The following is a 1,840-nucleotide window of genomic DNA, read 5'->3' on the forward strand; positions in this document are numbered from 1 at the left end:
CTTCTGCTGAGAACCCACACCTCTCCGGTGCAGATTCGCCACCTGGAGCAGAACCCCCCACCGGTTCGCATCGTCGCGCCTGGGAGGGTCTATCGCCGTGATGCCGTGGATGCCACCCATTCACCGGTGTTCCATCAAGTGGAGGTGTTGGCGATCGATGAAGGCTTGGATTTCAGCCACCTAAGGGGAACTGTGATGGCCTTTTTGAAAGCCTTTTTTGGCGATCTTCCAGTGCGTTTTCGGGCGAGTTACTTTCCGTTCACGGAGCCTTCGGCTGAGGTGGACGTGCAGTGGCGAGGTCGTTGGCTTGAGGTGATGGGTTGCGGCATGGTCGATCCTGCCGTTTTGGAAGGGTTAGGGCTAGATCCAGAGCGGTACAGCGGTTTTGCCGCTGGTTTGGGGGTTGAGCGCTTCTGCATGGTGCGGCACGGCATTGATGACATTCGCCGGCTATACACAAGCGATCTGCGCTTCCTCGAGCAGTTTTGACGCAATTCGATTCCCCTGAATCCTGCTCGATCCGTCCCTTTTAATTTCTGTTGACTTAATCAGAATTTGCTGAGCATTCATTAGTAGATGTCGGCACGATTTTTGATTGGAAGCGCACTCGCTTCTTTGCTCGCTGCTACCTGTAGCGGCGTTCGTGCTGAAGAGCCCTTTGCGGCTTCTGAATCGAATTTTGATCTCAGCCCACTGACGTTCAACGCTCTGCTGGCTCAGGCCCAAGACGATTCGGACGTTGCACAACCTGACCCCAGCGTTGCTGCAGCTGAGTTGGCCGGCCCCAGCCAAGAAGCCTTGGCGAAGGCTGCTCAAAATCCAATTGCGAGCATGATCAGTATTCCCATTCAGTGGAATGCAACTCCCGGAACTCAATGGGCTCCGAACGCATTAGATCCAGACGCGAAATCGAATCGCACGCTCAATGTGGTGAACATCCAGCCGGTATATCCGTTCAAGTTGAGCGACGACTGGACCATGGTGACGCGAACCATTATTCCGTTTCTGGGTTTGCCTTTTGGTGAAGTTGGGGAGATTGGAATGTCTCCATTGGGAGAACCTTATGTTGCGGAGTGGGACCAATACCAAAAGGGTGGGATTGGCGATATCAATCCAACCGCGTTCTTTGTTCCAACGTTAAAAGGTAATTTCACCTTCGGACTTGGACCAACTGTGAGTGCGCCAACTGGAGAAAAGCCACTGGGTTCTGGTAAGTGGTCTGCTGGTCCTGCAGCGGTTGGTGTCTACACCAAAGGACCGTGGGTTGTTGGTGGCTTGATTAATAATCTCTGGTCGTTTGCTGGAGATGATGATCGCGCTGATGTGAATAAAATGTTGATTCAACCGTTCGTTAATTACAACCTTCCGAAGGGCTGGTATCTTTCATTCTCGCCAATCATTACGGCGGATTGGGAGAATGACGACCAAGGCTGGACCGTCCCTGTTGGTGGAGGAATTGGGCGTGTTTTCAAGTTAGGAAAGCAACCCATCAATGCTTCCCTGCACGCCTATTACAATGCAATCAAGCCTGAAATTGGTGGAGAAGAGATTATGGGTGATTGGACCATTCGTACACAAATTCAATTCTTGATTCCTACTGTTGCTAAAAAATAGCAAGGTTGGTCTTGAAGGTGAATGAATTGAATTGTTTTTCACCTTCTGTTTTTTAATTTTATCCAAGTATTACCTTCAATCATGTTTTTTCAAAAGAAAGCTATCACTGGCGCTCTTGCTCTTGGCCTAGGTGTTTTAACCGTTGCTTGTGGCCAGCCCAAAAGTGCTTCAGATCAACCTTCGTCGACTGCCAATGCTGAGCAGGCTGCTGCTTCAGTCGACACAG

General features: G+C 50.6%; 2 protein-coding genes. Both read left to right on the top strand.

The window, feature by feature from the left end:
* A partial coding sequence (pheS, locus tag WH5701_RS15495) for a phenylalanine--tRNA ligase subunit alpha (protein ID WP_006173517.1) occupies positions 1 to 489 on the top strand: 489 nt, incomplete at its 5' end.
* 87 nt (positions 490 to 576) lie between these two features.
* Positions 577 to 1,614: a transporter gene (locus WH5701_RS17040; RefSeq protein ID WP_006173518.1), complete on the top strand. Its 1,038-nt coding sequence runs from the start codon at positions 577 to 579 to the stop codon at positions 1,612 to 1,614.
* Positions 1,615 to 1,840 lie beyond the last annotated feature (226 nt).

It is taken from the genome of Synechococcus sp. WH 5701, assembly GCF_000153045.1.
Classification (GTDB): domain Bacteria; phylum Cyanobacteriota; class Cyanobacteriia; order PCC-6307; family Cyanobiaceae; genus Regnicoccus_A; species Regnicoccus_A antarcticus.

Excerpts from the sequence above, each read along its gene's own strand:
- WH5701_RS17040 (WP_006173518.1), top strand. The coding sequence starts at position 577 with ATGTCGGCACGATTTTTGATTGGAAGCGCACTCGCTTCTTTGCTCGCT.